Annotated in this window: 4 protein-coding genes and 1 pseudogene; 3 read left to right on the forward strand and 2 right to left on the reverse strand. The window is 40.1% G+C overall.

Annotated features, from left to right (window positions below; all coding sequences use genetic code 11):
- The first annotated feature begins 214 nt into the window (after positions 1-214).
- Positions 215-640, forward strand: a complete 426-nt coding sequence (locus VTH8203_RS22870) for a helix-turn-helix domain-containing protein (protein ID WP_279627189.1) — start codon at positions 215-217, stop codon at positions 638-640.
- A 265-nt stretch (positions 641-905) separates the two neighbouring features.
- On the opposite strand, the gene VTH8203_RS22875 is transcribed toward VTH8203_RS22870, so the two are convergent.
- Together VTH8203_RS22875 and VTH8203_RS22880 are read right to left on the reverse strand one after the other, a co-directional pair.
- Positions 906-1,802, reverse strand: coding sequence for a hypothetical protein (locus VTH8203_RS22875; protein ID WP_208617794.1), 897 nt, complete (start codon positions 1,800-1,802; stop codon positions 906-908).
- A 90-nt stretch (positions 1,803-1,892) separates the two neighbouring features.
- Positions 1,893-2,870, reverse strand: a complete 978-nt coding sequence (locus VTH8203_RS22880) for a DGQHR domain-containing protein (RefSeq protein WP_096995698.1) — start codon at positions 2,868-2,870, stop codon at positions 1,893-1,895.
- A 534-nt stretch (positions 2,871-3,404) separates the two neighbouring features.
- Between VTH8203_RS22880 and VTH8203_RS22885 the strand changes: the two genes are divergently transcribed.
- Positions 3,405-3,806, forward strand: coding sequence for a DUF6559 family protein (locus VTH8203_RS22885; protein ID WP_244181312.1), 402 nt, complete (start codon positions 3,405-3,407; stop codon positions 3,804-3,806).
- A gap of 1,093 nt (positions 3,807-4,899) precedes the next feature.
- Positions 4,900-5,334 (forward strand): annotated as a pseudogene (locus VTH8203_RS22890) (IS4-like element ISPpr2 family transposase); the annotation flags it as partial.

Consider the following 5,334-nt stretch of genomic DNA (forward strand, 5'->3'; position numbering starts at 1 on the left):
ACATTCATCATATTGACTCCCTAGCACTCACCCGAGCTGTGGTTCTCAGGAGGAACATCTTCTCACGATTCCGTTCCCACTCAGCCTAATGCCTGAGTTTCGTTACATTGTCAGTTCCGCTGCTTTATTCAGGAACTTAGGGTCATCTGGTGATACAGATGGTTCACTCTTATCGTGGTGAACAACGCTTCATACGACTTCAGGTCGCACAGACATCACTGAGTTAGTAGAGCCACGTAAATGCAACGAATACGGCAAAGAGGTACAACGTAAAATAGAGGCTCTGGAGTTGGTTGCAGAGCTTGGTAGTGTCTCTAAAGCCGCTCGTATCTTAGGTTGCTCACGCCAAACCTTGTATACCTATCAGCAAATAATGGAAGAGGAAGGGCCACTTGGCCTCAAACGGATTAATAAGCCACTGAAGCGCAGTAAAAACGCAATCCCAGAGAGCACCGAAGATAGGATTATCGAGTTGACGTTGCTCAACCCGCATAATACGTCGATACAAGTGATGAAACTACTCAAACAAGAAAACATTACTGTGAGTATCAGTACCATCCAGACTATATGGAAAAGAGAAAAGCTCAATACACGAGAGATGAGAATCAAGCAATCCCAATCAATGAGTATCGATGTGTGAGGCAGTTAAACGATATGAATACTAGAATATAAAGGCATGACAGAATCGGTTGGTACTTATCCCGTCATGTTCCCTCAGTAATGACATTGAATTTTTACCCGTGGCACTTTCTAGCTCGAAAGTGCCCCATTAGGTTTTACGTTAACTCTTCCTCACAGCACTCACTTTAGTATTTGGCTTATTTTTTCTTATCACAAAAACTCTAGACACAAGGGCAAATTTGCTAATCCCCTACATAGAGAGACTTTATGTAACAAGACCGCCCTTATGGACAAAGTTGATTTACCAGTTTGATATAGCCATTCCTAAATATAGCTGACCGGTTTTCTGTTCTTTCATTCCCATACACAAGCAGGTGATGCATCAGGGAAACCATACAATTCGACACGTTAGATAACGTACCTATAACATCAGTGGGTTTATCCGCTATGGAAAATTTATCAGGATAATTCACCCATCGGCTATTTCTACTGATGTCATCTGGGTTGTGTGAAGCCCCAATATATGGAAACCATGCACCGTTTGTATGTTGATAGTGGATTTTATTCCTTACTTGTGAAGGCCAGTTACCTCTATGTGCATTTGGACGAATTAGTGCTTGTTTAAGGTTTGCCAATAGCGTGAACGCTTTGTCTTTGTTTCTAGCTAGTCCAGTAGTTTCAGTCGGCAAATCGTTTAGCAATTCATCTAAAAGTAATGAAAAGCTATGCCATGTATCTGCATGAGAATCTTTTAGTTTCGAATATTCTACTTCTTTACTGGTTTTGTTAATTGAAGATAAATAAAAACCATTTTCGATTGAGCTAACGTTATTATCCATTGCTGTTATAACTGATAACTCATGAACCTTTTCGATATGCTCCTTTTCATACTGAGAGCATGACCTACCATAAAGCCTCAATATTGCATGGGCGGCATAAAAAGAAGCGTAATACATTTTGACCGTTGTCCAACCTGCACTTTTAGGTAAATTAGTATTCTTGTTTATTGACCACATAGACTCAACGGCCGCTTGAGCAAACCTGTTGCAATCATTAGCCATGGCAATATATAAAGAATCAACATCATTCACTTGCAACTTGAATGTATTGGTTACATCGCGCCCGCCTTTTGTCTTAGTTTTAACTAAAGGAGTAGCGAGAAGATACTTTGAACTAGCCATCCAAGCCTTCATGTCTGACATGGATAGGCTAACTACTTCAAAAATCTCGTTGTGACATAGCTGATGAAGTATTTTTATTTCAGCAGACATCTACAGAGTGAACTCTTGCTTTAATGTGTCTTCAAGATGATCAACGATTGGCTTATAGGCGTTTGTAGCCTCTGAAAGAACAGAAACTTTAACTCGTTCCCCAACTGTATCAGTGAAATCAAAATAGTTGTCCACTGTGTATATTGCACCGTACCTGTCCTTGACTCGCTGAGTAATTATTGGGAAAAAACCTGCAAATGCTTTAAAGACTGTAGTATTAAACATTTGCTCACTAATTTCGTTCTTGTTTAAGATACCTTCTTGGACAGCAACAAGATATGCGTTGTAGATCTCATAGATTTCGTCGGTTGATTTCCCCCCAAAAATCTTGATCAAAGGCTTCAATGCTGTGTTAAATACAGAACGGGTGATTTTACCTTTTACTCGCTTTGATGCAGAGAGCTTGTTGTACAAGGCACTGTCATTTTCATTTGAGAAAAGGTCAAATAGTTTTCGCAGATACTGCTCTTCACTACTCTCATATTCAGCAAGTTTTTTTATGTCTAACAATAGCTCTGTAGGAACTCCTTTTTGCTTAGAGTTTATGTCGATGAACAGCCTAGACTCATCTCTCTTTGATAACCCTTCATATACAACAACGGGTATACGGAGTGCTGTCTCCGCTAGCTTGAAACCATAAACGCGGTGTTGGCCATCAATAATCAAAAAAGCGGTGTTAATACTGTTGAAGCTTACAGACTTTGCCCTAGAGTCGTAGTTAAACTCTGCTACGTCTTGAGCTGATAGGACAATTGCACTAGGTATTGTTCCCATTCCTGAGTCTATATAGTTTGCTATCTCTTTTGCTCTTTTTTTGTCGAGAGCACGTTGGAAGCCTAGCTCTGGATCTTCATCCCGATTTATTACATAACAGCATTTTGCTAGCACGTCGCTAGGCATAGTAAACGAATAAAATTTGTGGTCACCTTGCCTAACTAGACTTACGCTACCAAATTTCTCTTTAGCTTCATCTGCCATGATTGGCTCCAATGTCTATTTCAAGTGTGTGTATTATATCGATAACACATTGAAGAAAATAGTAATCTTTTGACCCGATTAAACTGTAGTGGATAAGTGAAACTGGCCATCATTTTGGACTTGATTTCGACACTTGCCATTAGGAGAAGTTATCCCAAGCGTCTCTGTCTTATTAAATTCGTAACAAGCTTTTGTCCAAACTAGTGTCAGGCCAACCAGTTCTGGCACGAGCTTGCCCCGAAATGCGTTAGACCAAATACTCTACGAAATTAAGGGGCGTGCGTTTTCCCTATCAAATCTAATCAGACGGAAGAAGATAAGGCCATGCTCATTTGGAGTGCAATGAGGGTGAAAAACGTATTGCTCCGAAGCCGCCTGAGTTATACGGAAATTTTTGGCAATTTCTCGAGTGAATATCGTAGACATTTGGCAGCAGGGCGGGATACATTGAGCCTCAGTATGAATAGCGTTATAGTTTGTCACGATATTTGAGGAAAAAACTGCTTAATAAGTGTTACTGCTAAAAAAGGACTAATGATGTTTAAATGGACGAAAAACAAGATCATTAAATCAGTGGCTAAGGAGCTGCCCCCTCGGTTGTCCATAAGGTATGGGAAGAAGAGCAGCTATACACAGGCAGAAATTGACTGGGCATTGGTTGCCGTCGATAAAGATAAAGACATCAATTACAAACACTATGCTTATGGCATGCTAACTGATCAAAGCGTTTATATGCAATTGGGTATGACATCGACGTTTGGTTCTCGTGAGAACTTCCAGAAAGGGGTTAGCGAAGTTCTGTTTAAGCAAGAGTGCACCCCAACTATGGATTTATACCTCGACTATTCATCAGACAAAAGTGCAGGATCACAAACAGCACCAACCGACTTCGGTGAACAGACTGGCGGCACTGATTCAAGTATTGGTGGTGAATAAGTTGCACAACAGATAAGGATTGAGCGTTGCCTATCCAACGTTTAATCCCTAGTGTTGAACAAGCCGAGCCTCTACTCTATATAAGTAAACTGTGTGATTTGCTCTCGGAGGGGGGCGGCGTCAGTTTTTCATCAGGTTGGCTCAGCCATTACAAGGAATGAGTACAGAGCGTTTTTAGCTAATCTCTGCCCCAATGTACGCTAGATTTTTTACTCATTCACATGCTGTTAATGTGAGTTTTCCCTACTAAAAGTTATCCGAAAGTGAGCGAATTGTTATATTAACTAAAAAAGTGCTTAGTTCATCAGCATGAAAAGCCATTTTTGCCACTAACTTACTGATTATAAATTTAATTAACAAAGTAGAAACGGCAATATAGGTTAACGGCTCTTAGCAGCCATAGTGATGTTAGGTTTGGGGGCAATAGTGGAACTACGGAATGAGATATTAGATGACTACACTCGCTACTGCGAACGTAAAATCCCAGACGAGTTTAAGGTAAGTACTCCTATTCATTATGATCCTATTTATTCCTATCAAAGCCAATATGCCTCAAATACTCGAGTCAGCTCAGTGCAGTGAAGAGCTTAACAGTGCAACAATTGGTCTGGAAGTGGACAATGAAACTAAGCAGCCAGTATTCACAATCAAAGAAATCAACTCCTTTTTCACGATTTAAGTTTACAAGATAATTGGGCTTCACTTCCTAGCACGGAAGAACCGGTATTTTCTCGTAAGTATCTATTAATAATCGAATATCTTATTTACAGAGGCAGCTATTTGACTTAGTTGTTCTTGTGCTCATAATGTGAATTCATATAACAATGTGGTCAATTTTAATTTGCCACTATACAAGGAAAATAAATGACTAGTGCGTGGCCATATCCGGGAGCTAAGTGGTACAAATTCGATTTCCATACACATACTCCTAAATCAACAGACTCAATGTGGGCGAAGCACGAGCATAATTTATCTCCCCAAGATTGGCTTTTAAAGCTGACGAATCCCCACAAAATATTGGTCTTAACTGAGTAAGGGATCGACCTTTGGGCAAATATGTGATCAAATCATTGCAAAAAATGAGATTATCACAATGACTGTACTTCGAACCCTTAAAGAAGATATTGCAACAGCTTACCCTGATATTCACTCCGTCAGGCTTAGTACCGTTTTTACTTTTGTTGAATCTGGAATGCGTGACCAACGAGTGACTGTCACATACCTTGGTCGTGGTCTTAAAAATAGTTCTGATACAGATAAGAAGCACGATATAAAGCGAGCTGACAGGTTAATTGGGAACCCTTATTTGCATAGTGAGCGGCTCTATTTTTATGAGTTCATGACTGAACATTTGGTTGGCCATAACCCTCACCCTCTTGTCATTGTCGATTGGTCTCCTATCAATGGTCAGGAAATGTTTCAAGTACTTAGGGCTAGTATCCCTATGGGTGGAAGAGCCTTAACGCTATATGAAAAAGTGTATCCAGAGTCTGAATTAAACTCAGAAAAGGCCCACATTGACTTGCTG

Source organism: Vibrio thalassae, assembly GCF_900089835.1.
GTDB lineage: Bacteria > Pseudomonadota > Gammaproteobacteria > Enterobacterales > Vibrionaceae > Vibrio > Vibrio thalassae.

Excerpts from the sequence above, each read along its gene's own strand:
- VTH8203_RS22885 (WP_244181312.1), top strand. The coding sequence starts at position 3,405 with ATGATGTTTAAATGGACGAAAAACAAGATCATTAAATCAGTGGCTAAG.
- VTH8203_RS22880 (WP_096995698.1), bottom strand. The coding sequence starts at position 2,870 with ATGGCAGATGAAGCTAAAGAGAAATTTGGTAGCGTAAGTCTAGTTAGG.
- VTH8203_RS22875 (WP_208617794.1), bottom strand. The coding sequence starts at position 1,802 with ATGGCTAGTTCAAAGTATCTTCTCGCTACTCCTTTAGTTAAAACTAAG.